Below are 3,048 nucleotides of genomic sequence, written 5' to 3'. Positions count from 1 at the left end.
GGACGGAGGCGAAGCCGGTGGGGCTGGTGTTCATCGCGGTACAGCGGCGGGGGAGGGCCGCGGTGGTGGAGCGTCACCGGTTCGAAGGGGACCGGCGGCAGGTGCGGCAGGCCGCGGCGGCGCGAGGGCTGGCCCTCCTTCTGGAGCAGGTGGGAGTGGAGTCCTGAATAGGGGACTCATCCTTCCGGACGTTGGCACGTAGAGGCCTGATGGAGGAGAAGGTTTGACGCAGTCTCACGAAGGGGGCCTCGATGTATCGAATCGACGTGGACCGAGCGGAATCCATCGTGAGCTTCGCGCTGGAGGGCTACATCCGGCTGGAGGAGATGCAGCGCTTCGTGGAGGACCTGCGCGCCGCGACGGATGAAGTGGCGGGGCAGGCCATCAAGATTGAAGCGGACCTGCGCACGTTCCGGCCGGCGTCACCGGAGGCGGCGGACCTCATCCGGAGGGTGCAGGAGTACGGGCTGCGCTCCGGGGTGACGCGGGTGGCGGAGTTGGTGCAGAACCAGATCGTCGCGTTGCAGTTGAACCGGGTGGCGTCCGGGAGCGGGACGGACAAGATCCTCCGCCGTTTCTGGCAGGAGTCCGCGGCAAGGACCTGGCTGAAGCACGGAGACGCGGAGCTGGGAGTGGCGCTGCGAGGCTGAGCGGAAACGAACATGCCAGCGCGCGGGTGGTGCGTGCTGTGGGTGTTGTTCGTGACGGGCTGCGCGACGTCACGGACATGGCGGTTGGACACGGGAGAAGGCCAAGCGCGTGAGCACACGCCGCGCACGGACACGCGGCCCGTGGCGCTGGAGGGAGACACCTTCGAGAAGGCGGTGCGGACGCTGGCGCGAGGAGCGCCAGTGTCGGTGCATCCGAGGAGGGAAGCACTCCGGCTGTTGAGTCCCGGAGCGGAGCGTCCGCGAGCCTCACTGGGCGTCGTCTCCGTGGATGACCCGAGGCAGGGCCGCGTCCGAGTGGCTCAAGGGAGCACGGAGCTGGAGGCCGCCTACGGGCGCTGGTGCGTGCGCAAGCGGCTGTCCGGAGATTGCCTGCACCTGTTGGACAGAGGGCTGACGCTGGATGAGGAGGGCAAGCGGACACTGGCCTTCCGAATCGCGTTGGACTCGGTGTGGGAGGAGACAGCCGAAGCGCTGGAGGGGATGGTGGACCCCGAGGCGACGGTGTCCCTGCTGGTGATGACGGGTGCCGTGTACTTCAGCCTGTGGCTGGTGCCGGAGCCACTGCTGACGAAGGGAGTGGCGGCCACGCTGACGGTGGCACTGATTGCGTACCTGGGCTGGGACACGGTGTGGAGTCTCATCCAGGGCTGGAGGGTGCTGGCGGCGGAGGTGAAGGAGGCAGAGACGTTCGACGGCATCCGGGACGCGGGGGAGAAGTACGGCGAGGTGATGGGGAAGCAGGCGGCAAGGGCCTTCGTGATGCTGGCGATGGCGGCGCTGGGAAGCACGGCGCAGACGCTGGCGACGCGGGTCGCGACATTGCCGGGCTCAGCGCAGGCCGCACTGGTGGGCGCGGAGCAGGGAGGCTTCCGGCTGGTGGCCGCGGCGGAAGTCTCAGCGATTGCCGTGTCCGCGAGCGGGGAGGTGACGCTCGCGCTGGCGCCCAACGCCGTGGCGATGTCCGCGAAGGGGCCGAATGTCCCGGCGCCCGTTGAAGTCCACGAGCATCACATCGCCACGAACAAGTGGTGGGAGGCGACGCACAACGGTGGCCCATGGTCACCCCAGTTCCAGAGGCTCTTCGACCGGGCAGGAATGTCCCTGGATGATCCTGCGAACAAGGTCAGCATCGCAGGACACAGGGGGCCACATCCCGAGGAGTACCATCGAGAAGTCTTGAGGCGCTTGTTGCGGGCAACAGGCCGCTGCCGAAGCATGAATCAATGTAGAGAGGCCCTGGTGAACGGACTGAAGTCCCTGGCTTTGGAGATCCGGACAGAAGGCACCAAGCTCAACAAATGGATCACTCGGGCTGAGTAACAAGGAGTCCTCATGCCGGAACGGTACTTCGAGCTTTACGATGACATGAGCATCCAGACCCGCTGGCTGCTCGGTGACCCCTGGAACTCACAGGGACATGAAGTCGATGACCCCTGGCAATTCGCGGATGGCTGTCCGGTACAAGTGGAGGAGCGACTCCGGATCCCCATCTATCACCCAGGAACCTCGCTTGAGTTCTCCCATGCGGGCGTAGGTGGGGCTCCTGTCATGCATCAGCGAGTCGCGAGCATCTTTCAGAAACTGGCGCCCGAGGACGTACAGCTCATTCCTGTTGATGTCGATGGGGAGACCGATCCGTATTTCCTGCTCGTCGCGACCCGGAACATCCGATGCATCGACGATCAGCAGACGACGGAGGTGCAGTATTGGAAACCGGAGGACGGCCAACCCGAGAAGGTAGGCGAGTACCGCGCCGTTTCCGGCATGCGCATTGACGTGACGGAAGTAGGGAACACGAAGGTATTTCGTCCCTGGGGCTGGACCCTCGCGCTCATCGTCTCCGAGGACATCAAGGAGGCGTTGGAGCGCGCGAACGTCACAGGGGTGAGATTCACCGAAGTCACGGGCCCCAGTGAGCTCAGCCCCGAGGAACGCGCGCACAATCGCAGACTCCGCGAACTCTACGAACGGTCCACGACACCGCGCGAAGCCTTTTGGCGCACGCTGGGCACCATGGACGACAACTTCGTCATTCCCATCGTCGTCGGAGGCGGTTGGCCGGCGAGGAGCGAGATCTGGCGAGTCATCCATCGCCCCGGGGGCCGAACGCTCTTCGTAACGGACGGTCTCTCCAACTTCTTCGCTGACAAGGCAGAGCCCTCCGTGGGCTTCGGCCTGGAACTCGCGCTCGAAACCGACGAGTCCGTGGAGAACGTGGCGAAGAGCTGGCAGCAGCTTCTGCTGGAGCGCATCGCCAACGAGCTCGTAGGCCACGAACACCTGCGCGAACCGGCGAGGACCGGCATCCTCTCCATGGAAGTGGACGGAGAGCTCATGCCCGAACCGCTCCTGTCCAAAGACGGCCGAGTGGCCGTGC

General features: G+C 65.4%; 4 protein-coding genes. All 4 read left to right on the top strand.

The genetic code is table 11. From position 1 onward, the window contains the following. The coding region (locus D7Y21_RS43575) for a CinA family protein (RefSeq protein WP_199735604.1) at positions 1 to 167 on the top strand (167 nt) is incomplete at its 5' end. A gap of 84 nt (positions 168 to 251) precedes the next feature. Beyond that, positions 252 to 650: an STAS/SEC14 domain-containing protein gene (locus D7Y21_RS40830; protein ID WP_120566935.1), complete on the top strand. Its 399-nt coding sequence runs from the start codon at positions 252 to 254 to the stop codon at positions 648 to 650. Positions 651 to 662: 12 nt separating this feature from the next. Further along, positions 663 to 1,991, top strand: coding sequence for an AHH domain-containing protein (locus tag D7Y21_RS40825; protein WP_121718586.1), 1,329 nt, complete (start codon positions 663 to 665; stop codon positions 1,989 to 1,991). Positions 1,992 to 2,003: 12 nt separating this feature from the next. Continuing rightward, positions 2,004 to 3,048, top strand: a 1,045-nt coding sequence (locus D7Y21_RS43255) for an imm11 family protein (protein WP_233612496.1), incomplete at its 3' end; no start/stop codon positions are given.

Origin of the sequence: Corallococcus sp. AB045 (assembly GCF_003668895.1) — a bacterium.
GTDB lineage: Bacteria > Myxococcota > Myxococcia > Myxococcales > Myxococcaceae > Corallococcus > Corallococcus coralloides.
Note: the sequence above shows the minus strand (reverse complement) of the source record. Positions and strands in the feature narration are given on the sequence as shown.

What these genes read in the sequence shown, in the direction of transcription:
- D7Y21_RS40830 (WP_120566935.1), top strand. Translation starts at nt 252, where the DNA reads ATGTATCGAATCGACGTGGACCGAGCGGAATCCATCGTGAGCTTCGCG.
- D7Y21_RS40825 (WP_121718586.1), top strand. Translation starts at nt 663, where the DNA reads ATGCCAGCGCGCGGGTGGTGCGTGCTGTGGGTGTTGTTCGTGACGGGC.